Below are 22,474 nucleotides of genomic sequence, written 5' to 3'. Positions count from 1 at the left end.
TCCAGTAGCGGACTCGACAGGTCGTACCTGGTGGCAAGTACGGCCGTACCGTCTTCGAGATGAGTATGAACCATAGCTTCGAGGTCCACACCCTTGAACTCGGGCCGTATGACACCTTGACTGATCTCCACCGTGAGCTCTCAAACCACACGTCGACGTTCGCCAACATCGTGTTCGAGCGGGAGAACGAAGTGGTCGTTTCGATCTCTCATTCCATTGTGGTGATCAACGGGAAGCTCTTTGTCTCGGCTGTGACCACGACGGACGTGAGCACCGACTCCTAACCGTTTGAGGAACCACCAGCGGGACGAGATCCGCTTTTCGGGACGAGCGCTGCCCCTTGTGAGTGCGCGCTGGGCGCCGATTTCGTCCCGGTGCAGGTTCGCCGACCGGACGGCGTTCCCAGAAAGAGCGTAGAAAACAGAGTCACTGGCCCGCCGTCTCGTCCGGCAGCCGCGGACGTGGCATCGGCACCGAGATTCTCGCCATGATGTCCGCGTTTGCTGGATCGGCATACGGATCCGGCTGCATCCAGTGCACCGTGCCACGTGTACGCACATCGAGATCGACTCGCCGGCGCGTGCCGTCCGGAGACTGCGCGGTGAGTTCGACGACGGCGACCCATTCGGTGTCGTCGGCGCCGCGCGCCGTGTCGGCACGTCGCCTCTGAGCCGTCACCCGGGCAACGGTTGCCGGATCATCGACCGGGATGAACTGCCGCTCGTCATCGAGCATCCGCACCGGGTGTGCATCGGGATCGACGCGAACGACACCGTATCGGCGGTCATGGCGCAGCGTCGGATGCGTGGAGCCGACCAGGAACAGTCGCCCGTCGACGATGACGCTGCTACCGCCGTCGGCGCAGACGCGTTCAATGGTCACCGTCCCGTCCCCGGCACGGTCGCACCGGAACACCTCGTGTCGGGAGGTGATCCAGCACCCGTCGCGGTCGGCGTGGACCTTGCGGGTCCACTGGTTTTTCGGTGGCTCGATCGTCAGCGGCAACAGATACTCGACGATTCGTGGTGGTGTCGACCCTGTATCAATGTGCAGCAGGAAAGGATTCGACCGATCCATCACCCACACGTCGGGTCCGTCTACGGAGACTGCGCCGGCGACGAACTCCATCTTGGTGACCGGTACGTCGTCGAGGTCCAGGTCCACTAGCACTCCGGTCCCTTGGAAGTGGTCCTCGGTCGAGGGGGTCTCCCAGTTCGACCAGAAGCGGTGCGGGGTGGACTCGACCACGGTCAGTCTTTCGGTGCCGTCCACGGCGCGCAATCCACTGCCGGTGTGTTCGATGCGCTGTTCGACAAGCTGGACCCGTCGAACCCTGCCGCGAACCAGTACGGGATTGTCGGACCCCGTCCAGGAGATACCGACGACGAGTCTTCCGGTGAGTTCGACTCGTCCCGTCAGGGGCCGGTCGGACAACCACTCGGCGGACCATCCGTCTCCGATTGCCTCGAGCGGCCACCGCAGTCCACCCTCCGGGTGGTTGTAGGGGGTGTGCCCGAACACCGGCCGGACGGTTGCCCGCACGGTTTGCCCACATGGTGAGGGTGTTTGGCCGGTGGGGTGGAAGGTCAGCACGACTTCGACGACGTCACCGCGAGCGGGTGGTGTGAGCGAGCGGTCATCGAGAACCCATCCAGGGACGAACACAGCAAGAGTGCGATTAGCCGTTTCGGCGATCATCGTCACACCCCACGCACTCGACGAACCGATGGACGACGCCATCGGGCGCGGGGCCACCTTGCGCCGAAGAATACCGCGACGGTCAGAGCCCGCGATAGCTGTCCCGGAAAGGATCGCTGACCGGCGCAATCTCCTGCATCATCGGGAGATGACTTCACGGGGCGTTGTCCGGTTCTGGAAGAGAGAAGATGGGTGGGGCGCCATCGACTGTGTGCAGACGCCGGGTGGCTGCTGGGTGCATTTCAGTGAAGTCGAAATCGATGGATTCCGAGCGCTCGACCCTGGCCAAGAGGTCGACTTCGAGTGGCAGAAGCCAACCGGCCCGGTAGAGGGCTTCGCATTCGTGGCCACTCAGGTACGACCTGTCCAAGCCGATTAACGGTCCGCTTACGGAGCGAGGGCCGACTGCCGCCGGCATGCGCTGGGACGCCACTTCGTCCCGGTGACATTTTGTTCCCTACCCGTGGCGCGGCCCGGGCAAGATGAGGTGGGTGACGACGTTACGGATCATCGTGCCTGAGGAGCTGATCATGGACGGGATAGTCGGCATCCCGCAGGTAGGTGACCGCGTCGACTACACGCTTCAGTTCTACGAAGCTCAACCGTGGATCAACCCGGAGGCCTCCAACGATGTCGTAGCACTCGTCGAACCGCTGAACGAGGGCAGGCTCTCAGCGGAATGGACCGACCCCAACGGACAGGTCCACCCGGGGACGTACTCGATGATGGTGCATGGTGACGGGTGGCGTGCGTACTTCCTATCGACCCGGCTCTACGAGGGCACAGCGCAACTTGTCGGGTCGTTCGAAGCCGACTGGCCCGAGGTACTTCCATCTGAGGCCCAGGTAGCCGGGACAGTAGCCAGGTGCCAACTGATCACGCGTACCAGCTCGCCGGACGCAGAAGGCAGAAGCACCGAAGGATGGACCGACACGCTAGGGCCTGTGCCAGAAGGGCAGACCGGCTTCCGGATTCCATCGCAGGACTGCCCTGACCCTAGGGTCCGAGAGGTCGGCGTCCTCGTGGATCTGGCAGTAACGACATCTCAGTAGCGAAGACGAGGTCAGTCAGGGCGATGGCCGGTCCCGATCCGCTATCGGGACGGGTGCGCACCTTGCAGGTCCGATCAGAGACCGCTCAACGATTGGCAACCGGTCACCGGACCCACTGGAGTTCGCTAACAGGCGCCGGTGATTGGGCAGGCCCAACTGCGGGCGATCTTCCAGGTGCCGTCCTCGGCGACGAACGTTACCGGGCCCACGTCACCAGGCGGATTTCCGTCGACGGTGACCTGCCCACGGGCGGATACTTCGCCCTCACCGGTGCTGGTAACTGAGGTGAACTCGACCGTCAGTTTCTCCTGGACGAAGCGTTGGGCGAGCGCCGGATCGTTCTCGCTCACCCCCTGGAATAGCTTCACACGATCGGCCAACCGAACGTCGTAATCGAGGGCGGTCTGGACGAGGGCAGTCAACTCCGCCGGTGTCGGGTCCGCGGTAGCCGGAACCTCGGGGGCAGCTGCTGCGAAGGCTGTTGCCTCCACGCCCGTTGCTGATGCGGGTGAATCGTCGCCCTCGTTGTCCGAGCCGCAAGAAGTTAGCAGACCTGCGGTAACCGCCGCTCCCGCGAGTAGCACCGGAACGAGCCGAGACGTCATCGGAATCCTTTGCACGCGAGAGGCTGCTGGTCGGTTGTACTAACCCACTATGTCAGCTTCAGTAGGTGAACCGTCGAAGGCATCGATTCCCACTCACTGATCGCTCACCGGTCATCGATCGCTTGCCCTCCTGCAGGGGCAGTTGGCTCGACCCTCATATGGGCTGACGGACGAAGCCAGGCTGTGCTCGGAACGGCCCATTCGGCGACGCCGACGTAGGGGCCGGACTGGCAGTGGGTATATCCGCTGGGATCTTCTCCGGTGTAGGGCACTTGCGATATCAGCGGTTCGGCGCAGAGCAGTCCACTGAGCGATACGCGGACCGCGTCCCACTCCTGGGCGATCGACGGCCAATCGGGAAACACGGTCCCCTCACGCTCGCGGGGATGCGCCTTCAGCAGCGCCTCCCATGCGGGCGCCGAATCGACCCGCGCGATCCGCGCCTTGGCGGGATCGAAATGAACGTCGTAGCGCAGGGGACTGCGTTCTCCGTCGTGTTCGCCGTGGAGCAGCCAGGCATCGTTTCCGCAAGCAAACTTCGTCGCCGTCCAGAAGGCGCCGTCCGGTAAAGCGCTGGGTCGGTGGCGGTTAGCGACGCTTAGTGTGCGGAACTCGGTGAGGTTGCCGTGATGACTTTGTGGGGAGAGCAGTGTTTCCCTGTTCGGTGAGGAGAGTGCGGCTGCGACGGCCTCGCTCATCTCCACGATGTCGGGGTCGGAGGTGTCGAGGTCGATGACATCTTGGAAGTCGCCGCCGTACAGATACATGTGAAGGACCATCGCTACGCGGCCCGAGTAGTCCTCGGTGTCGATCGAGGCGGCGTACTGCCCAGCGGAGGAGAACTCTGGGTGCAGTGCGCGCCACTCTCCCCACCAATCGATCAACATGCGGCCGGGGAACGTGTCCAGGAGGTTGACCGCAAGATCAGACGTCATAGCCATAGTGTCGCAGCGCTCGCTGTCAGCAAACCGCCCAGCGGAGCCGGATGACGATCCTCTACTGGGGCTGTTCTTCCAGTGTGGTGACATCCGCGATCGAATAGAGGGTGTTTCCGGCCGGTGAACCGACAATGGATTCGAGCCAGGGCAGTTCAATCGGATCACGCGTCTGGTTCCCGGTGATCAAGTCGTGCTGAGAGAACACCGGCCGGCCTCGGTAGTTGACCACGGTGACGGTTGTTCCGCTGACCGTTGTGGTGGTCTTGTCCGGGTCGGGAATCGCCCATTCCAGAGCCACCGCCGAAGGGCCCGTAGTGGAAACGGACAGGACCTGCCCGTCCTGATTGAGCCAGTACAGCCGATCACCGACGACCGCGGTCGTCCCCCAGGCGTTCTGCGCGAACCCAGGCATGTCGAGAACGGTTTCGGACTGCGAACCGTCCGAAACATCGATGCGGACCAGCGCCAGGTCGGGCATCCTCCACAGGGCAAGAATCGATTGTCCGTCAGCAGCGCAGGCGGGGTTCCGCGACGCTGGTCCAACGCCGACGGGAAGGTCCCATTCCCCACGCACGACGAGCCCGCCACCCGGCGGAAGCTCGTACAACCGGTGTTTGGTCATCTCCCCGGTGGGGATGATGTCGCGTACGACGGCGAACTGGCGGTCTCCGCAATAGGTTGCCGTTCGTACCATTCCCTGCACGCTTCCCGTGCGGGTTTGGCCGTCGGCGTCGACCGAGACGAAATTGCTGGTGCGTCCACTGTTGAACCAGACGGTTGCGGAACCGGTTTCGGGATTGTTCGCTGCGGCCTCGACGATGCCCTCATCGACGGGGACATCGATCCTTGAGGTACTCGTGAGTGTGGTGACCGCTCGCCCAGACGCTGTGACGAGGCTCTGCTTCGATGCCAAGACAGGATTGGCATAGATCGGTTCGTCTTCGAGTCTGCCGAGAACGTTGCCCCCCTCATCGAACACGAACACGATCGCGCGGCCGCCTGTTGATTCGAGACCCTGTGGCCCGAGGGACACGGCACCGACTGCGCCTGGTGGGAGATCATCGAGGATGGCCCCCGGATGGTCTGGGGTGGTGCCGCAGGAGACGGCAACCGATAGCAGTGCCGCCCACGTTGCAGTTCGGACTGCCTTGCTGCTGGTGGTACCTGCTTTGGGTTGCCGCATGGGCTAAGCATCCGGTATGACCGCGAGGATGGTTGCGGGACCCTCCTGCCCGGAATGAGAAACGCCGGTGGGCGCACCGCATGAGGATCGCTGACCGGCGCAACTTCCTGCATCATCGGGAGATGACTTCACGGGGCGTTGTCCGGTTCTGGAAGAGAGAAGACGGGTGGGGCGCCATCGACTGTGTGCAGACCCCCGGTGGCTGCTGGGTGCATTTCAGTGAAGTCGAAATCGATGGATTCCGAGCGCTCGACCCTGGCCAAGAGGTCGACTTCGAGTGGCAGAAGCCAACCGGCGCGGTAGAGGGCTTCGCATTCGTGGCCACTCAGGTACGACCTGTCCAAGCCGATTAACGATCGCTGATCGGCCCACGATCCAGTAGCGGACCCGACAGGTCGTACCTGGTGGCAAGTACGGCCGTACCGTCTTCGAGATGAGTATGAACCATAGCTTCGAGGTCCACACCCTTGAACTCGGGCCGTATGACACCTTGACTGATCTCCACCGTGAGCTCTCAAACCACACGTCGACGTTCGCCAACATCGTGTTCGAGCGGGAGAACGAAGTGGTCGTTTCGATCTCTCATTCCATTGTGGTGATCAACGGGAAGCTCTTTGTCTCGGCTGTGACCACGACGGACGTGAGCACCGACTCCTAACCGTTTGAGGAACGGCGACCGACACTCCCGAGAGCCGGCCCATGACCGGGACGAGCTGAGCTGCACGCGTCCCGATAGCCCCGTCCGGTGAAGGAATTCCGAATCGGGGCGACCAACGGGACACTAGTTTGGATAGTTATGCGCTATATCGGGTTGTCTCTCATTGGATCATTTCCGAGACCCTGAAACGCGAGACACGGCCGCGCCGGTGCCGTAGTGGAGGGGCGGTGAGCAACTGTGCCGCCCCTGGGCCCGCACTTGGTGGTGGACAATCACCCGCCGTGACCACGCGGACCGGGGGATCGTTGAACATGCCGTGACCTCATACTATGAAGCGAGGCCGCTAGCGTAGGCCTCTTTACTCTGGACCCAGGAGCGCTCCGCCATGAAGTACACCGTCTCGACCGAGATCGCCCTGCCGCGGGAGACAGTGGTACAGCTGCTCGCCGACTCGGCACACCTCCCGAAGTGGCTGCGGGGTCTGGTGCTGCACGAGCCGCTGAGTGGGGTGCACGGGCAGGTCGGTACCACATCGCGGGTCGTGATGCAGATGGGGAAGCAGAAGTTCGAGTGCACCGAGACCATCACACGTCGGGAACCGGCAGACCTGCGCGGGATCCCGAAGGGGAGCGTCGTTCACTTCGACCGCGAGATCGTCGGCGAGGGCATGTGGAGCGCCGTGCGCGAACGGCTGACCGAAGCCGGTCCGGAGATGACGCTCTGGGTGAGCGAGAGCGAATACCGGTTCAACGGCTTCGTGATGCGGCTGGTGGGGCTCCTGATGCCCGGCGCCTTCCGCAAGCAGTCGCAACAGCACATGCAGGACTTCAAGGCGTTCGCCGAGCAGGGAAAGGACGTCCGCGAAGCGAAGGACTGATCAACGTCATCAACGGAGTGACGTCTCGCTCGATGTGCAGGCGAGCGTCAAACAGGCACTCGCGAGATGACTTTCACGCTCAGCCAGTGGCTATAGCGTCCTTCACCGCTGACGCCGACAGGTGTGTCCCGAGCCGGGTGAACACCGCCGGGAACGGTGGCGTCGGGACGCACGGCGAGATGATCTGCGATCCGAAATGCGCGACGACGAGGTCGAGTTCGCGGGAGACGAACAACCGCTGGCCGTGGATTCCGCTGGCCATGAAGGAGTCGAACGGGTCGTTGAGAATCCACCAGTAGTCCCGGTAGCTCATCGTGGCAGGCGAATTCGCCGCCGCACGCGGCAACCGCACCTGAGCGGTGGCTCCCTCGGGGACGGTGCTGATCGCGCGCACCACCGACTCCGGGACGATCTGGCGGTCGCCGAGAGACCCGCCGCAGCGGAGCATCTCCCCCACCCTGGCGATGTCTCGCAGTGTCGCCGCGTACCCTCCGCATGCGGTTTCGACGCCGGCGGCGTCGAGGATGTACCGGGCATCCTCGTCGGCGCCGATCTTCGACCAGATCAACTCGCTCATCAGGTCCGAGACGGTCGCGCCGGTGACGCGGCTGATCAGCGCGCCCATCGCCTCGCAGCTGCCGTTCTCGTAGTGGAAGACCTCGCCGTACGGGCCGGTCGCGCGGGCCGTTTTCAAGCGGTCGAGCAGGGTCGTGGGCCCGCCGTATCCGTCGGGCCGCATCCGCGGGGCCACCACTGCCCACCACCGGTGGGCCTCGACCTCGCGGTGGAATTTTCGTCCCCCGTAGGCCACCTGGGTCGTCATGTCGAGCAGGTGACGAATGGTGGCGTCGCCGAACGCCGTTCCCGCCAATTCGGGGACGTAGGTGGCGACCTGATCGTCCCGCGTGAACAACCCCTGGTCCTCGAGCATCCCGGCGAGCAGGCCGATGAACGCCTTGGCCATCGACGCGGTCAGGTGCAGGTCCTGACGGCGCAGGCCGTGCAGGTACTGCTCGTAGACGACCGCGCCGCGGTGCAGCACGATCATCCCGTCCGAGTGCGAGTCGACGAGGAACTGGTAGAGGGTGCTCGCTCCCCCGCCTCCGGTCTCGACGGCGAGACCGGAGAGGTCCTGCACGTGCTCCGGCAGTTCCCAGCGCGGGCCGTCGCCGCGCCAGACTCGACGCGTGGGACCGGTCTCGCCGACGGTCGTCGCCTGCCGGCGGACGTGCGCCGGGTCGGTGAATCCGAGCGTCCATTTCAGTTCTGCGAGTGGCAATTGCGACACAGCGGATCTCCTCTGTCGGATCGGGATATGGGCTGGGGAACATCGAGCTTCAGGCCAGTGCGGCAAGGGCGGCGCCGGCCGTCGCGAAAACGGCGATGCTGACCGCGGCGGGTATCAGATTGCCGAGCGGGCGGGGGTCGTCGGCGCGCCGACGGTATCGGCGGTGCCGCGTCACGGCGCCTGCGACCACCGACACGGCAGCGACGCAGGCTCCGGCTACCGCAACGACGTGCGCGACGTGCGGGTGCACCAGCGCGGCGCGCACGAATGCGGCGACGCACAGGCACACCGCCGGTAGCGTGCGGCGCCACGCCAGCACGGTACGTTCGGCCTGCAGCCCCGGCGGCAGCACGGTCACGTCGCCGCCCAGACGACGCCGAGCACGGCGGCGAGACACACACCCGCGACCACGGCCGGGGCCAGACGCGAAGCCGGTAGCGGCACGGCGCGGCGCATCGCGGACTGCACCGACCGCCAGCGCATCAGCGCACCGACCGCGACGAGCGCGGCCAGCAGGATGCAGACCGCACCCAGCGCGTCGTGGAACGCGGACCCGCCACGCGGCACGTAGAACTGGCTGACCGCGACCCCGCCCGCCAGCAGTGCGAGCGCGGTGCGGATCCAGGCCAGGAACGTCCGCTCGTTGGCGAGCGTGAACCGGTAGTCGGGCTCCGTCTCCGTGTCGGCGGCGGCGTTCACGGGAGCAGGAGGAATCGGGCGATGCCGTTCTTCTGGATCTCGGAGGACCCGGTGAGAATCCGGAACATCCGCAGACGCTGGAACAGCGACTCCACCTCGCTGCCGCGGACGACACCCGACTTGCCGTGGATCTGCACGGCGGCGTCGGCGATCGCGAACGCCTTCTCCGCCACGAACAGTTTGGACATGAACGCTTCGATCCGCGGCCGCTCGCCTCGGTCGAGCGCGGCGAGTGCGTCGTAGGTCATCGACCGTGCCGCATAGTAGTCGGTTGCCATGTCCGCGAGCCGGTGCTGGATGCTCTGCAGCATGCCGAGCGGCGCACCCTGGACCTGCCTGGTGCGGGCGTACTCGATGGACAGCTCCAGGGCTCGGCGCGCACCGCCCAGTGCCGTCGGGCAGTGCAGGAGCCGGTTGACCGTGACGCGTCCGAGGCCGATCTTCAGCCCCTGCCCCACCTCACCGAGCAACTGTTCCGGCCCGACGTAGCAGTCGTCGAGAACGATGTCGGCCTCGATGTGCTGGCCCGACATCGGGGTCTCCCCCGGCTGCACCGTGCATCCCGGGGTGTCCAGGTCGAGGAGGAACGCGGAGTAGCGCGGGCCGGCGTCGCCGTCGTCCGCCATCTTGGCGATGAGGATGGCGAAGTCCGCGAACGGCCCGGCGGTGGAGAACACCTTGTGTCCGGTCAGGCGCCACCCGTCGCCGTCCGGGGTGGCGGTGGTGAGCATGCCGCGCACGTCGGAGCCGGCGTCGTTCTCCGTGAGCGAGAAGCAGCACGCGCGCTCGCCGCGCGTGACGGGGAGCAGGTACTTCTCGATCTGGTACTCGGTGGCGTACTGAAAGATGCTGCCCACCCGCAGCGGTCCGCCCATGTCGCCGAGTACCGACGTCGACAGCACCCGCGGTGAGGCGCCCACTTCTTCCTTGAGCGCGGCGAGTTCGGTGAACGACAGTCCCGCGCCGCCGAGGTCCGCGGGCAGGCTGACACCGTAGAAGCCGAGTTCCCGGCTGCGCCGCCACACCGGCTCGAGCGTCTCGCGGGTGTACACGCTCTCGGAAGTGAGGCCGAGTTCGCGTTCGTAGTCGGCGAGTTCGCCGTCCAGATAGTCACGCAGCTGTGCGACGAGGTCGCGCAGGCGAGGGTTGTGGTCGTACGTGGGGTTCAGGGTGAAGGTCATCGGAGGCTCCGCTTTCAGTTGACGTGGCGGGCGCCCTGCGCCCAGTAGCATTCGCGCACCGATTTGCGGTCGATCTTGCCGTTTCGGTTGACGGGGAGACTGTCGACGAAATCGATCGAGCGGGGCTTCTTCATGCGCGCGAGGCGTTCGGCGCAGTGCTCGATCAGCTCGACCTCGGTGACCGGGGTCCGTGTGACCACGACGGCTTTGACTGCCTCGCCCCACTTCTCGTCGGGCACACCGACGACGCACGCGCTGGACACGGCCGGGTGCTCGTACAGCGCGGCTTCCACCTCGCTGCAGTAGATGTTGAACCCGCCCGAGATGATCATGTCCTTCTTGCGGTCGACGATGAACAGGTAGCCGTCGTGGCGGAAGTACCCGACATCCCCGGTGTGGACCCAGCCGTCGACAAACGTCTCGGCGCTCAGATCGGGCTCGCGCCAGTATTCGCGCACACAGTCGGGGCCGCGCGCGACGATCTCGCCGATCCCACCGGCAGGCAGTTCGTTGCCCGCGTCGTCCACCACGCGCACCTCGGTGTCGAATACCGGTCGCCCGCACGACATCAGCAGTTCCGGATCGGATTCGACGCCTCGCACGACGTCGTCGTAGGTGAGCACGGTGATGCCGCTCGTGGTTTCCCCGAGACCGTATCCCTGCATGATGACGGGGCCGAACATCGCGACCGCGTCACGCAGTCGTTGCGGTGAGACCGGGGCGCCGCCGACGCCGACGCACCGCAGGCTCGACAGGTCGACGTCGTTCGCGGCGGGATGGTCCATCAGCATGTTCAGCATCGTCGGGACGACGAACGTGGTGGTGATGCGTTCCTTCTCGATGGTGCGCAGGAACAACTCGGTGTCGAACGCAGGCAGGACGACGACCGCGCCGCCACGGGCGAGCACGCCGAGCATCATCATCCCGGAGGCGTGGGTGATGGGTCCCGGGGCCAGGTACCGGTCCGTCTCGGTGGGCGCGCCCGTCGGGCTCATCAAGCGTTTGCGCATGTTGGCGAGCCGGTTGCCGTACGTCTGCACGGCGGCCTTGAGCTTTCCGGTGGACCCGGAGGTGTAGTTGAGGACGGCGGGCGCGTCTTCGGTGAGGTCGACGGCCACGGGATCGCCGAGTCCGTCGGCGAGGAGGTCGGTGTACCGGTCCGCGCCGGGTGTGCTGTTCCCGTAGTCGTAGACGGCGATGTCGAGGCCCAGGTCCGCGACCACCTTCAAGGCGACGTCCGCGTGCGCGGGGTCGACGAAGAGCGACTTGACGTTCGCGTCGCGCAGGACGTGGCCGAGTTCGTCGGCTCCCAGGCGCGCGTTGACGGGAACGCGCACGAATCCGGCCTTGCACACCGCCATCTCGGTCACGACGAGTTCTCCGCAGTTGCCGGCGAAAGTGGCTACCGCGTCGCCGATTCCGAGCCCGGTGCGCATCAGCGCGGACGCGAGACGGTTGGTCGAGTCGTCGAGTTCCCGGTAGGTCAGGCGACTGTCGCCGCACACCACGGCCTCGCTGTCCGGCCGGAACTTCGCACTCCGGGTGAGGTAGGTACCGAGATTCATGCAGTCTCCAAGATCGACGTTGTGATCGTTATTGGACATACTGTCCAGCATCGGGCGCGATGTCAAGGGTGCACTATGCTGATCGGACTGCTGACGTGAGACGAAGGGCGGAAGTCACCGTGGCCACCGAAGACCGGCGTGTGCGCCGCACCAAGCGGCTGCTGCGCGACGCACTCGTCTCGCTCGTGCTCGAACGGGGCTATTCCGCAGTCACCGTGGAAGACGTCACCGAACGTGCCGACGTCGGCCGCGCGACGTTCTACACGCACTACACGGACAAGGACGAACTGCTCGGCCAGATCGTCGCCGACCTCGGCGAGGACCTGAAGGAGCGGTTGCGGCCCCTCGTGTCCGACTCCTCGGTGGGGTTCACCGGCAAGCCGGTGCTCGAAATGTTCCGGCACGCCGCCGAGGAACGCGACGCCTACCGCGTCGTACTGCGCGGCGAGGGCGACGGGCGCGCACTGCGCCGATTCGTCGACGAACGCGCCGCCCTTGCCGCCCAGATCTTCTCGGCCCGATCCGAGTCGAACGGGGTCACACCCCGCATCGACATGGAAGTGCTGTCGCGGGCGTGGGTGGGTGAACAGGTGGCCGTGCTGCAGTGGTGGCTCGAATCCGATCCACCACCGCTCACACCGGAAGCCGTCACCGAGATGTTGCTGGAGCTGTCGCTGCGCGGGCGCTACTGGGCATCCGGCTTCGACGGCTCACCCTCGTAGGACGAGGGCACCACCTGAGAGTCGCGTACTGCGGCGCTGTCTCGTGCGTACGGCCGGTACAGCAGACCCGAACACAACCCGTTGACGACGGTGAGCGCGACGGTCACGAGCAGGAGCGCCCCCTGCAACCCGATCGCATCTCCCAGATAGCCGACCAGCAGCGCATATCCCGCGTACGCGAGCGCCTCCACCGTCGACAGCGACACCGCAAAGGCCAGAGCCCGCTGTTCCGGGCGCACCACCGCCATGATCAGCGGACGGTTGACCACCGGCACCTGCCCCTGCAGAAACCCGACCACCGCGAAGATCGCGACGAAGAATCCGATCGACGATGTCGGCGTCTGCAGCTCGACGAATACCGCTGCCGCGAAGGCCAACTGACTGGCCTGCAGCATCATCACCCGTCCACTCGCGGGCCACCGGCGGTGTACGGCATCGTTGACGCGCCCGCCGACGACGGTTCCGAGCAAGTACCCGATCGCGAACGGCGTTGCGACGATCGCTGCGGTGGCTGTCGAGAATCCCCGCTCCTCCACCAGGAACACGACGCCGAAACTCATGATCACGTTCTGCCCCGAGAACAGCCTCTGCACCAGGATGTACCGGAACGACTTGATGCGCAGCAGCTCCCGCACACCGGCGACGACGTTCTGCGCCTTCTCCTCCGCCTTCGCCGCCGCATCGCCGGCTCTGCGCTCGCCCCCGCCCGGCCGCGTGTCGTCGAGAAACACGACGACGAGAACACCGATCAGGATGCACATGCAGCCGGAGAGGACGTAGCCGTACCGCCAGCCGTCGTCGAAACCCGACAGCTGACCGAACAGCGGGGCGCTCACACCGGTGATGATCGCGACACCGCCGTACAGCATCCCGGTGGCCCGGCCCCGCCGCCGGTCGTCGTAGAGGTCACCCATGATCTCGAGAGCGATCGGCCCGGCGCCCGCGAAGCCCGCAGCCGCGATGCCGTACAGGACGACGAACTGGGTGAAACTGCTCGACAGGCCCGCCAGGACGACCCATACGCCCCAGAAGCCCGAGCACGTCGCGAGCACCGCACGCCGCGAAAAACGTTTGGCGAGGAATACCCACGGAACCGCGGCGAAGATTCCCACCGCCTTGGACACCGCCACGATGACCCCGAGCGCCGACGACGAGAGCCCCAGCGCCTCCCGCATCAGCGGGAACAGCACCGTGGTGATGCTGTTCTCGGCGTTGTCCATCGCGGTGGAGGCCGTGAGCAGACCCAGGTTCTTCCCCCGGGTCCGGCGACCTGCCCTCAGCGTGGGAGTGGTGGAGACGTCCAGTGCCATCTGCGTCCTCTCGACGAGTCAGCCTGCGATGCGCGTGGTCTGCATCACAGGAGCCAATGCTGGCGACAGTATCCATAAATGGACTTCGTGTCTATGATTGGATTCGAGAGGTCGGCATTGGTGGCGGTCTTCCGGCTTCGCGCTCGCGGGAGATCGACTGCACCGGGACCGACACCTCATCACCCCTGTTCACAGCCCTCTCATGCACTCGGTGATCCTGCAAAACCGACCCCGCACCCGTTAATCTCGAACCGACAACGGCGCAGCACGTCGACCCGCACGGGCTCGAGCGCCGCGGGAACCGCGAGAGCAACGAGGAGCGCGACCATGCCGATGGCACCGTTCGACCCCATCACCGCGATCTACACGCCGGCGCACGCCTGGATGTACGAGACCATCGTGGCACCGGCCGTCTACCGCTCACGCCACGTCATCGACGAGTACTTTCTGCCGCATCTCCCACCGAACGCCCGCATTCTGGACGTCGGATCGGGCGGGGCGCTGTTCACGAACTACATCGCCGACCAGCGCCCGGACGTGCGCATTCTCGGTCTCGATCTGTCGGAGGCCCAGATCAAGCGCGCCACCAAACGCATGCGTCACTACGGCGACCGGGTCCGGTTCGACGTCGGCGACGCCACGCGACTCGATTTCGCCGACCAGTCCTTCGACGGCGTGATCAGCTACGGCTCCATCAAGCACTGGTCGTCGCGCGAGGCCGGGCTCGCCGAGTGCGTGCGCGTCCTCAAACCGGGTGGCCCGCTGCTGATCACCGATGCGGACCGCAGCACGAGTTTCGAGGACGCCGAAAAGTTCGTCGAGAACTACAAGGCGCCGCGGCTTCTCGGCAGCATCAACCTCGCGATCTTCCACACCTGGATCGCCGGTCGCTCCATCAGTCTCGACGAGGCGCGTGACCTCGCGAGCCGACTCGATCTCGTCGACGAGCACGTCTCCCGCATCACCGAAATGCCGCTCGTCATGATTTCCGGGCGTCGGCCTGCGTGAACCTCACCGTCAGTCACATGTCTGGGCCGGCAGCGCGGCGACGCCATTGATGAACGCGGAGAGCAGCAGTTCCGGCTCGCCCACCGCGTGAAGTGAGGGGTGGGCGGCGAAAAGTTCTTCGAGCATGACGCGCAGCTCCAGCCGAGCGAGGTTCATGCCCAGGCAGTGGTGGATGTCTTTCGCGCCGAAACCGAGATGCTTGCCTGCGTTCGACCGGGTGATGTCGAACCGGCCCGGACCGTCGAAGATACGTTCGTCGTGGTTCGCGGACAGGTACCACATGACGACCTTGTCGCCCCCCGCGATGTGGGCGCCGCCGAGCTCGGTGTCGACGGTCGCGGTCCGCCGCATGTAGGGCACCGGGGAGGCGAAGCGGATCACCTCGTCGATCGTGTTGTCGATGTGGCCGGCGAAATCGGCGAGCAGCAATTCTTTCTGGTCGGGGTGCTCGCTGAGCAGATGCAGCGCCCAGGCCAACGCTTGCCGGGTGGTCTCGAACCCAGCCGTGATCAGCAGGATGACGAACGAACCGAACTCGGTCGGTGTGAGGGTCTCGCCGTCGACCATCGTCGACACCAGCCGGGACGTCAGATCCTCGCCGGGATCCGCCTTGCGTCTCTCGCCCAGTTCGAGGGCGTATCCGTAGATCTGGCCCAGGCCGGCCGCGCCGCCGGGTCCGGTGACGAACTCCTGATCACCGCCTCCGGCAATGACGTCGGCCGCCGCGGCGAGGACCATCGGCCGGTCGCTCTCCGGGATCCCGAGCAGCTCACAGATCACCTGCACCGGCAACCGGGTCGCGACGTCGGAGACGAAGTCGAACTGGGCATCTCGGGGAAGGTCCGCGGCGATCTGCGCAGCGTAGCCGCGCAGCCGCTCGGCGATGCCCCGCACCGAGGCCGCGGTGAACGCCGATTGCACGATGCCCCGCAGACGCCGGTGACGGGGGTTGTCCATGGCGATCATCGACATGGCGAACTCGAGGATCTCGACCGGGACGTCGTCGATGGTGAAGCCCTTGGCCGAGGAGAAGACCTCCGGGTTCCGGCTCACCGACACCACGTCGTCGTATCCGACGACCGACCAGAAGCCCGGACCGGCCGTTTCCGTGTGGAACTCGATCGGCGACCGCTGACGAAGCTCTTCGAACAGGGCGCGCCGACCCGCGAAACTGCGGTCCCAGAACGCGCGTGATGCAGGCGAGATGATTTTTTCGGACGCAGAACCCGTCACCGGTCCCCCTCGGTCGGTCGTACAGATACTGCGACCCTACTGGGCAAGCAGTGGTTACGCCGATGAGGCATCACTGCAGGTCAACCGCTATGATCAAAGGGTCACCCGGCGATGCGCCGGAGATTTGACGGGGAGGATCGACCTGTGGCGTCCAGAGTTCGGCTCGGTAACCTGCGAGAGGTGCGCGATCATCCGTTGGGGATGACCGAAGCGGGGTTTCGGGCCGAATTGACCCAGCACGACGCGTTCGCCAGAGGTCGTGGCCCGTTTCCCGGTGATGCCCGCAGCGTCCGCTCCGAGCGTGAACTGTTCGTGACCGCGCCGGACGACGAGGTGCTCGCGGTGGCGACGATCACCGGGGTCCGCGAGTACGACGACGAACTCGTCGTCGACGGAGACCTGGTTGTCGATCACGAGCGGGTGGGGACGAGGCTGCTGATCCGAACCCCGGCCGAGAACGTGTTCTCCTGCGCGGACGAGGAATCGGCGTGGGCGGGCTCGGTCGAACGAGCGCGATGGGTCTACGTGCGGGCGCTGGTCGAGGTCGCAACGGTCAAGACGGCTTCCTACGACCGCCGGATCGCCGGCGCAGATCCCGCCGCCGACCCCGAGGTGACTCTGGCGACTGCCGACGAGACGATGCAGGTGGTTCCCCGGTACGTGATGATCCACCGCAGCGGAAAGCTGCGTCTCGGTGGGCCGTACGCCGACGCCGCCGACTGGGATGGCCACGTCGAACCCTGGACGGACTACGGGTACGTCGATTGCCTGCGCCTCGACGACGTCCTGGACACCAGCGGCGACCTCGACATCAACGTGCTCCGGCCGCTCACCTCGCGTGCCGCCGCCGCGGAACTCCTCGAGGCATTGGGGTGGGACAAGGTCATCCGCCGATTCGTCGACGACCGCACACGCTTGCAGTAGCACCCGGTCGGCAGTGACTGCCGCGGGCGCTTGGCCTGTTCGGCCGCGATCCGGGTCTGATCGGTGGCATTGTTAGTACGGGCTGTTATCTCATCGTGGGTGCGGCACGGCCGCACAGGTGCTACTCGGCTGGGCGACGTCCAGCCGCCGAAGTTCACTGCAGAAGGCATGATCCGTTACCACTCGACGGGAGTTCATCGCATGGCCACGCACACTCATCTCGGGCACATCTTCCACATCGCCGGCGCGCCGAAAGTGACCGAAGCCGCGGCCGCCCTGGTATCGATTCCCGACGGCGCCCTGGTGCTGGACGACAGCGGGCGAATCGTGTTCTGCGGTGACCGAGCCGAGATCCCTTCGGAGTACGAGTCCGGCACCGTGCACGACCACCGGCCCGGGTTTCTGTTGCCGGGGTTCGTCGACACCCACATCCACTTCCCGCAGACCTACGCCGGCGACTCCTACGGCGGCGGCCAGCTGCTGGAGTGGCTGACCCTCTGCATGTTCCCGTCGGAGACGAAGTTCGCCGACCCGGAGTTCGCGCAGCAGGCGGCCGTCGAGTTCACCAACCGGCGCATCTCGGCGGGCACCACGGCCGCCATGGTGTTCGGGTCGGCGTTCCCACATGCGCAGGACGCGTTGTTCACCGAGACGCAGAAGGCCGGTCTGCGCATCGTCAGCGGCCGCGGAATTCAGACCGTCGGCGGCGAAACCGCTCAGCCGCTGATGACGTCCGAAGAGGACGCGATCCGGCTCACTCGCGAGGAGATCGAGAAATGGCACGGCGCCGACACCGGCGATGTCGCCACCGCGTTGCTGCACGTGGCGATCATCCCGCGGTTCTCGTTGTCGGTGACACCCGAGACCCTGAAGAACCTCGGAGAACTCTACGAAGAGGTGCGGGACCGCGGTGTGTACGTGCACTCCCACCTCAACGAGAACAATCGCCCCGGCACCGGCGAGGTCGACTCGACCAAGGAGACCTATCAGGTGAATTCGTACCTGGACACGTACGACGGGAAGTTCCTGCCCGGTTCGGAAGTGGGCGGGAAGAGCCTGCTGGGCCGACGCACCATCCTCGCGCACTGCGTGCACTGTCAGGATGTCGAGCTCGAACGGATGGCCGAGACCGGCACGTCCGTCTCGCACTGCCCGATCTCGCAGCTGTTCCTGGGATCCGGAACGATGCCGTGGAAGCGCACCGTCGCGTCGGGCGTGAACATCTCGGTGGGAACGGATTTCGGCGGCGGCGACGAATGGCTGATTCCACGCGTGCTCGGCGACGCGTTCAAGGTGCACATCACCGAGGCCGGTGACGACGGGGTGTCGATGCATCCGGCCGAGATGCTGTTCGTAGGCACCCTCGGCGGTGCCCGGGCCCTGGACATGGAGAACCGGTTCGGCAATTTCGACGTCGGGAAGGAAGCCGACTTCGTCGTCGTCGACCCGTCCGGCACACCGGCACTCGACGGATTGCTGCGCAACGCCTTTCGCTCCGCCGATCCGGAACTTGCCCGCGATCAGACCCTGTTCGCACTGCTGATGGGAATCCGCGAGACGTCCATCGCCGAGGTGTACGTCGCGGGCAGGCGCGCACAGTCGTCCTAGAGCAACGCGGTGGTGGCCGACCCCGCGGGCCGGCCACCACCGCGTTGCCTCAGCTGGGGTTCACCGACGAATGATGGTTGGCGATCATCCACTTTCCGTCTTCGTACCGGTAGACCCACGTCACCCTGGCCGCCACATCTTGACCGTTGGCATTGATGACCCAGCGGCCTACGTTGTATGCGAGGTTGCAATCCGAATATTTGACACTTTCTTCCATCCGGGCTGTGGGATCGGCCTTGATCAGGTTGACGAAATACTCCGTAATCTCCTGCGGGGTGTCGGCGACAGGAACCGACAGAGTCGGCAGCAGTATCGCGTCCGGCCGGTACAGCGCGGCGACCCTGCTCGCGTCGCCGGAGACCAGTGCGTCGTTCCAACTCGTGAAGAGCGCGTCCAGCTCGCTGTCACTGGCGCGGACGCAACTGTCCTCGCTGTCGGAGGACGTGTCCGACGAGCATGAAACCACCGAAATCGTCAACGCGAGAATCGCAAAGCCTGAGCCGAACGGTTTGGTATTCATACCAACCTCCGCGGAGAAAGGCGCCTACGGGAATAGACCCGATAACCGATAAAGCGTAACCCCGGGACCAGACTGTGCGGATCGGATCAGCGCACGTCGACCCACGCACGAGATGCGACCGATGCCGTGATGGCGTCGAGGGTTTCGGCCGCGGCCACGGCGTCGGCGATCGTTGCGCCCCGGGGCTTTCCGTCGACGATCGAGGCGATGAAGTTGTTCCCCTCGATGACCTTGAGGTCGTCGTAGCTCATCGAGGACGCGGAACCCGGCTGGAAGCGGGCGTACGCTCCGGCGTCGGGGCCCACCCACACCGTGGTGATCGACTGGTCCTGGTACTTGCTCCCGAGGCTCGTTCCGAGTTCGTTCATCCGGCGGAAGTCCCAGTACACCGCACCCTTGGTGCCGTGGATCTCGAACCCGTAGTTGTTCTGCTCGCCGACGGCCACGCGACTGGCGTCCAGCGTCACGCGTCCGCCCGATGACAGGCGAACCAGCGCGCTCACGAAGTCGTCGTTCTCCACCGGCCCCAACTTTCCGCCCGTCGCGCGCGCATGCCCGCTGGTGGCACCCGTCGGGATGGCGCGCTGGGGGATGAAGATCGCAGTGTCGGCAACGACTGCGTCGATGTCGCCGAGCAGGTGCCGGACCAGGTCGACACCGTGCGAGGCAAGGTCTCCCAAAACGCCCGAACCACCGCGCACGTTCTCGTAACGCCAGCTCAGCGCGCCATCCGGATGCGCGGCGTAGTCGCTGAGGAAGCGGAACCGCGAGTGCGTGATGGTGCCCAGTTCGCCCGACGCGATCAGATCGTGCGCCATCGCAACGGCGGGTGCGTTTCGGTAGTTGAATCCGACGGTCGACTGGACGCCCGCCTTCTCGACGGCAGCAGCGACTGCCTTGGCGTCGTCGGACGACAGGCCGACCGGCTTCTCGATCCAGATGTGCTTTCCCGCCTCGGCCATCGCGACACCGATCTCCCGGTGCAGGAAGTTGGGTGCGGTGATGCTCACCGCGTCGATGGTCGCGTCGGCGGCGATGTCGCGCCAGTCGGTCAGCGCTGCGCCGAACCCGAACTGGGCGGCAGCCTCCTCGGCGCGGCCGGGTACCTCGTCGGCGACGGCGCCCAGACGGATGGACGGCGCTTCCGGGAAGTGGTGGCGCTGACGCAGATACGCGTTGGTGTGGACTCGGCCCATCCAGCCGAATCCGGCGACTGCTACAGCGATTTCGGTGGGGTTGACGTTGGTCAAGATCGACTCCGGGACTGATCGGTGCGACGTGTGTCTCTACGACAGTGCTGCGCGCCGCGAGCGAAGTCAACCATTTGTGCTGACAAAGTGACTCTCGAGGTGATTTTGATGGCTTTCCACCCCTCACACCGCCACGCGCGGAGGGGACCGTTGATCGCCGGACCAGCGCTCCCCCTCGATCAGCGGCTACGCGCCTACGCGTCGCACCAATGCCGGTTCGCCGGCGTCGACCCGCACCACCCACTGATCCAGCGACTCGAACATCTCGTCCCCGGGAACAGAAAGTTCATGCAATGCTTGACCTTCCGAAGGAACCAGCGAAACCTGAGGCGGAACGTCCTCACCCGATGCCGGGCCCGACGCCACATCCGCAGTTCGCAGGACAGCAGCGAGAATGCTGCCGTGTTCGTCCGTCAGGACCTGCATCCGGGAAATCCTCGGTGATTCCTGTGTCGTCATGCGAGCATGCCTCCTTCCAGATGGAACCACACGCCCGAAGTGGAGCTGTTGTGGATGCCGAGCACGTAGTACTGCTTGCTGGGGCCGCCGAACACCGGCGCGTTGGCGGTGCCCTGCCACTGCGTCATCAGGATCTTCGTGCCACCACCACCCTGGCTGGCGTCGAGTCTCGCGGTCGCCAGCTGCGGCCCTTTCCAAATGTCCCCGAACGAGAAGGAGAATTGATTCGCCTGCCCAGCGGCGAGAAAAAGCCCCTGAGGGGTTGTCGACCAAGCCATTTCGGTGTCCTTTCGTCGAATCACGAATGCGATACAGGACCGACCGTACGAGGAGATTCGACAGTTGAACTGAGTAGTCGACTACTCGAATCTCGTGGCCGAGGACCTGAGGTCAACGCTTCGATCGAGCGAACACGGAAACAAGCATGGGGTCAGGTGGTCAGTTTCCGTTGCCGGTTCGCTGCCCGCCGGATCTGGAGGATCCGGACACCGCCGACGAGGGCCATGATCACCGCACCCGCGATGGCGGCGAACAGCAGTGTGACGCCGAGCGGGACGGTGAACTCCCAGACGAACAATTCCAGGACGACGCTGTCGAGGTTCTGCAGGATGAATACGAGAAGCAGGACCAGGACGACAATGCCGATCACCAGACCTGTCCACGTCGCCCCGGTGCGGGTGTGCTTGATCCCCTTGCCCCTCGCCACGTCCGGCGGCACCCCGGAACCCGCGTCGTGGGCATGCGGGTCGGAAGACGGCACCTCACCGCCCGGCGGGTGTCCTGTCGGGAGGTGCGGTCCGGTGTTCGGTGTTTCGTCCGTCGGGGGCAACATGAGACCCGATTACCCAGGCCGTCACCCCACCAACCGGGTCAGGGCTGTTCCCTCGGGTGCGTCGAGTTGTCGATCATCGTGGTGCTATCGCCGGGGGCAGGTAACGGTCGATTAGATCCTGGATGGGATCCGGCGCCACCTGCGGTGGTGGCGCCGGGTCCTGCGCGAAGGCACCGAGCACGTCGCTGGTGTGCTGTTCGGCGGTGCCGTACGTGTTGGCCGATACCGAGAAATCAGGCCCGAAGGACGCGGAAGCGACAATGCTGGGCCCGTAGTCCGACCACCCCCATTTGGTTCCGGTCACCGACGGCAGGCGCCCGGTGCCCCAGTTCTGATGGGTCCCATCGGCGGCGACGGGGGCCGCGGTAGCCATCCACTCCAGGATGCGGCTGTCCGGATCGGTGGTCTTCTTCGCCTCGAGGAAAGTCACGGTGTCCGCGGTGCTGGTAACCGCATCGCCCCAGAATCCGGAGCCACGGGTACTGGTGAGCCGATACTCGGCGGCGATCACGTCGATCGACTGCGGGTACTTGGCGTACACCTGCGAGGCGGCGGTGTCGTCGCTGTCACGGATCATCCGCTGTCCGAGTGCGAGGTCACCGGGTGAGCCGTCGCCGTGCCGGAGCATGTAGTCGGCTACATACAGTTTCACGATCGACAATCCCGGCCGGGCTTCCCCCTGATTCGCAGTCCCGACGCGGGTTCCGCTCGGGGTGTGCATGAACGACAGCGCCGTCCGCCCGGGCACCTCGTCGATCCTGTCGGGCGTCGGTGCCGAGTGGGCCGTCAATCCGGACGCGGAGGCGACGAGCCCGGCCACCAACAGCGACAGCGCGGCGCGGCACGTCCAGTTATTCATGCTGT

General features: G+C 65.5%; 27 protein-coding genes. 10 read left to right on the top strand and 17 right to left on the bottom strand.

The window, feature by feature from the left end; translation table 11 throughout:
- The first annotated feature begins 59 nt into the window (after positions 1–59).
- The gene (locus tag DTA22_RS26305) at positions 60–284 is read left to right on the top strand and encodes a hypothetical protein (protein ID WP_112301436.1); all 225 of its coding nucleotides are present in this window, start codon (positions 60–62) and stop codon (positions 282–284) included.
- A 142-nt stretch (positions 285–426) separates the two neighbouring features.
- Here DTA22_RS26305 and DTA22_RS26300 read toward each other — a convergent pair whose 3' ends face one another.
- Positions 427–1,521 carry a hypothetical protein gene (locus DTA22_RS26300; RefSeq protein WP_112301439.1) on the bottom strand — a complete coding sequence of 365 codons (1,095 nt, stop codon included), beginning with the start codon at positions 1,519–1,521 and terminating at the stop codon, positions 427–429.
- A gap of 205 nt (positions 1,522–1,726) precedes the next feature.
- Between DTA22_RS26300 and DTA22_RS26295 the strand changes: the two genes are divergently transcribed.
- A complete protein-coding gene (locus tag DTA22_RS26295) occupies positions 1,727–2,077 on the top strand; it encodes a cold-shock protein (protein ID WP_112301708.1) in 351 nt (116 codons plus the stop codon).
- 112 nt (positions 2,078–2,189) lie between these two features.
- Positions 2,190–2,750 (top strand): hypothetical protein, encoded by a 561-nt coding sequence (locus DTA22_RS26290; RefSeq protein WP_255309518.1) that lies wholly within the window; start codon positions 2,190–2,192, stop codon positions 2,748–2,750.
- 125 nt (positions 2,751–2,875) lie between these two features.
- Here the strand turns inward: DTA22_RS26290 and DTA22_RS26285 are convergent, their stop codons facing one another.
- The 3 genes from DTA22_RS26285 to DTA22_RS26275 form a co-directional block, all read right to left on the bottom strand.
- The gene (locus DTA22_RS26285; RefSeq protein WP_039951253.1) at positions 2,876–3,355 is read right to left on the bottom strand and encodes a hypothetical protein; all 480 of its coding nucleotides are present in this window, start codon (positions 3,353–3,355) and stop codon (positions 2,876–2,878) included.
- 104 nt (positions 3,356–3,459) lie between these two features.
- Positions 3,460–4,242 (bottom strand): hypothetical protein, encoded by a 783-nt coding sequence (locus DTA22_RS26280; RefSeq protein ID WP_146777799.1) that lies wholly within the window; start codon positions 4,240–4,242, stop codon positions 3,460–3,462.
- Positions 4,243–4,351: 109 nt separating this feature from the next.
- Positions 4,352–5,476, bottom strand: coding sequence for a hypothetical protein (locus tag DTA22_RS26275; RefSeq protein WP_146777798.1), 1,125 nt, complete (start codon positions 5,474–5,476; stop codon positions 4,352–4,354).
- An 80-nt stretch (positions 5,477–5,556) separates the two neighbouring features.
- Between DTA22_RS26275 and DTA22_RS26270 the strand changes: the two genes are divergently transcribed.
- The 3 genes from DTA22_RS26270 to DTA22_RS26260 all read left to right on the top strand — a co-directional run bounded on the left by DTA22_RS26270 (position 5,557) and on the right by DTA22_RS26260 (position 7,011).
- Positions 5,557–5,829, top strand: a complete 273-nt coding sequence (locus DTA22_RS26270; RefSeq protein ID WP_218027720.1) for a cold-shock protein — start codon at positions 5,557–5,559, stop codon at positions 5,827–5,829.
- A gap of 80 nt (positions 5,830–5,909) precedes the next feature.
- Complete coding sequence (locus tag DTA22_RS26265) at positions 5,910–6,134, top strand: hypothetical protein (RefSeq protein ID WP_112301436.1); 225 nt, start codon at positions 5,910–5,912, stop codon at positions 6,132–6,134.
- Between the two features lie 385 nt (positions 6,135–6,519).
- The gene (locus DTA22_RS26260) at positions 6,520–7,011 is read left to right on the top strand and encodes an SRPBCC family protein (protein ID WP_112301435.1); all 492 of its coding nucleotides are present in this window, start codon (positions 6,520–6,522) and stop codon (positions 7,009–7,011) included.
- A gap of 79 nt (positions 7,012–7,090) precedes the next feature.
- Here the strand turns inward: DTA22_RS26260 and DTA22_RS26255 are convergent, their stop codons facing one another.
- Genes DTA22_RS26255 through DTA22_RS26235 form a run of 5 tightly spaced genes read right to left on the bottom strand, consistent with a single transcriptional unit; the run spans position 7,091 to position 11,744 of the window.
- The gene (locus DTA22_RS26255; RefSeq protein ID WP_112301434.1) at positions 7,091–8,299 is read right to left on the bottom strand and encodes a serine hydrolase domain-containing protein; all 1,209 of its coding nucleotides are present in this window, start codon (positions 8,297–8,299) and stop codon (positions 7,091–7,093) included.
- A 49-nt stretch (positions 8,300–8,348) separates the two neighbouring features.
- The gene (locus DTA22_RS26250; protein WP_112301433.1) at positions 8,349–8,657 is read right to left on the bottom strand and encodes a DUF202 domain-containing protein; all 309 of its coding nucleotides are present in this window, start codon (positions 8,655–8,657) and stop codon (positions 8,349–8,351) included.
- On the bottom strand, positions 8,654–8,998 hold the full coding sequence (locus tag DTA22_RS26245; RefSeq protein ID WP_037238205.1) for a YidH family protein: 345 nt from the start codon (positions 8,996–8,998) through the stop codon (positions 8,654–8,656). The genes DTA22_RS26250 and DTA22_RS26245 overlap by 4 nt, the downstream gene beginning before the upstream one ends.
- Positions 8,995–10,179: an acyl-CoA dehydrogenase family protein gene (locus DTA22_RS26240; protein WP_112301432.1), complete on the bottom strand. Its 1,185-nt coding sequence runs from the start codon at positions 10,177–10,179 to the stop codon at positions 8,995–8,997. The genes DTA22_RS26245 and DTA22_RS26240 overlap by 4 nt, the downstream gene beginning before the upstream one ends.
- A gap of 14 nt (positions 10,180–10,193) precedes the next feature.
- Positions 10,194–11,744, bottom strand: coding sequence for an acyl-CoA synthetase (locus DTA22_RS26235; protein ID WP_112301431.1), 1,551 nt, complete (start codon positions 11,742–11,744; stop codon positions 10,194–10,196).
- Positions 11,745–11,863: 119 nt separating this feature from the next.
- On the opposite strand from DTA22_RS26235, the gene DTA22_RS26230 reads away from it, so the two are divergent.
- Complete coding sequence (locus DTA22_RS26230; protein WP_037238200.1) at positions 11,864–12,466, top strand: TetR/AcrR family transcriptional regulator; 603 nt, start codon at positions 11,864–11,866, stop codon at positions 12,464–12,466.
- On the opposite strand, the gene DTA22_RS26225 is transcribed toward DTA22_RS26230, so the two are convergent.
- Positions 12,430–13,776 carry an MFS transporter gene (locus DTA22_RS26225; RefSeq protein ID WP_112301430.1) on the bottom strand — a complete coding sequence of 449 codons (1,347 nt, stop codon included), beginning with the start codon at positions 13,774–13,776 and terminating at the stop codon, positions 12,430–12,432. The genes DTA22_RS26230 and DTA22_RS26225 overlap by 37 nt on opposite strands.
- A gap of 327 nt (positions 13,777–14,103) precedes the next feature.
- Between DTA22_RS26225 and DTA22_RS26220 the strand changes: the two genes are divergently transcribed.
- Positions 14,104–14,784 carry a class I SAM-dependent methyltransferase gene (locus DTA22_RS26220; protein WP_112301429.1) on the top strand — a complete coding sequence of 227 codons (681 nt, stop codon included), beginning with the start codon at positions 14,104–14,106 and terminating at the stop codon, positions 14,782–14,784.
- A 9-nt stretch (positions 14,785–14,793) separates the two neighbouring features.
- On the opposite strand, the gene DTA22_RS26215 is transcribed toward DTA22_RS26220, so the two are convergent.
- Positions 14,794–16,017 (bottom strand): cytochrome P450, encoded by a 1,224-nt coding sequence (locus tag DTA22_RS26215; protein ID WP_112301428.1) that lies wholly within the window; start codon positions 16,015–16,017, stop codon positions 14,794–14,796.
- A 144-nt stretch (positions 16,018–16,161) separates the two neighbouring features.
- Between DTA22_RS26215 and DTA22_RS26210 the strand changes: the two genes are divergently transcribed.
- Entirely contained in the window at positions 16,162–16,941 is a 780-nt protein-coding gene (locus DTA22_RS26210; RefSeq protein ID WP_112301427.1) for a hypothetical protein, read from the top strand.
- A gap of 201 nt (positions 16,942–17,142) precedes the next feature.
- Entirely contained in the window at positions 17,143–18,549 is a 1,407-nt protein-coding gene (locus DTA22_RS26205) for a guanine deaminase (RefSeq protein WP_112301426.1), read from the top strand.
- A 49-nt stretch (positions 18,550–18,598) separates the two neighbouring features.
- On the opposite strand, the gene DTA22_RS26200 is transcribed toward DTA22_RS26205, so the two are convergent.
- The 6 genes from DTA22_RS26200 to DTA22_RS26175 form a co-directional block, all read right to left on the bottom strand.
- Positions 18,599–19,069: an SgcJ/EcaC family oxidoreductase gene (locus DTA22_RS26200; RefSeq protein ID WP_112301425.1), complete on the bottom strand. Its 471-nt coding sequence runs from the start codon at positions 19,067–19,069 to the stop codon at positions 18,599–18,601.
- An 86-nt stretch (positions 19,070–19,155) separates the two neighbouring features.
- Positions 19,156–20,319, bottom strand: coding sequence for a Gfo/Idh/MocA family protein (locus DTA22_RS26195; protein WP_112301424.1), 1,164 nt, complete (start codon positions 20,317–20,319; stop codon positions 19,156–19,158).
- A 186-nt stretch (positions 20,320–20,505) separates the two neighbouring features.
- Positions 20,506–20,778: a hypothetical protein gene (locus tag DTA22_RS26190; RefSeq protein ID WP_112301423.1), complete on the bottom strand. Its 273-nt coding sequence runs from the start codon at positions 20,776–20,778 to the stop codon at positions 20,506–20,508.
- A complete protein-coding gene (locus DTA22_RS26185; RefSeq protein ID WP_112301422.1) occupies positions 20,775–21,056 on the bottom strand; it encodes a hypothetical protein in 282 nt (93 codons plus the stop codon). Before DTA22_RS26185 ends, DTA22_RS26190 begins: the two co-directional genes overlap by 4 nt.
- A gap of 152 nt (positions 21,057–21,208) precedes the next feature.
- The gene (locus tag DTA22_RS26180) at positions 21,209–21,610 is read right to left on the bottom strand and encodes a LapA family protein (protein WP_037238182.1); all 402 of its coding nucleotides are present in this window, start codon (positions 21,608–21,610) and stop codon (positions 21,209–21,211) included.
- Positions 21,611–21,683: 73 nt separating this feature from the next.
- Positions 21,684–22,469, bottom strand: a complete 786-nt coding sequence (locus DTA22_RS26175; RefSeq protein WP_112301421.1) for a hypothetical protein — start codon at positions 22,467–22,469, stop codon at positions 21,684–21,686.
- Positions 22,470–22,474: the final 5 nt, after the last annotated feature.

The organism is Rhodococcus wratislaviensis (assembly GCF_900455735.1).
Lineage (GTDB): Bacteria > Actinomycetota > Actinomycetes > Mycobacteriales > Mycobacteriaceae > Rhodococcus_F > Rhodococcus_F wratislaviensis.
This window is presented reverse-complemented; position numbering and strand designations above follow the sequence as displayed.